The sequence below is a fragment of the Colwellia marinimaniae genome (assembly GCF_002207865.1).
Taxonomy (GTDB): domain Bacteria; phylum Pseudomonadota; class Gammaproteobacteria; order Enterobacterales; family Alteromonadaceae; genus Colwellia; species Colwellia marinimaniae.
Genome location: NZ_BDQM01000315.1, coordinates 1 through 263, shown reverse-complemented (window position 1 = coordinate 263; position 263 = coordinate 1). Strand labels below are relative to the sequence as shown.

Annotated in this window: 1 protein-coding gene; it reads left to right on the top strand. The window is 70.0% G+C overall.

What is annotated here, in order from left to right; translation table 11 throughout:
- Positions 1–263, top strand: a 263-nt coding sequence (locus tag MTCD1_RS19445) for a glutamate synthase-related protein (RefSeq protein ID WP_143760192.1), incomplete at both ends; no start/stop codon positions are given.

Genomic DNA, 263 nt, shown 5'->3' with positions numbered 1-263 from the left:
GGGCACGACGGCGGCACGGGCGCATCGCCCTGGTCGTCCATCAAGCATGCGGGCGGCCCCTGGGAGATCGGCCTGGCCGAGACCCAGCAGACCCTGGTGCTCAACCGCCTGCGCGGTCGTATTCGCGTGCAGGCCGACGGCCAGATGAAGACCGGCCGCGACGTGGTCATCGGCGCGCTGCTGGGCGCCGACGAATTCGGCTTCGCCACCGCACCGCTGGTGGTGGAAGGCTGCGTGATGATGCGCAAGTGCCACCTCAACAC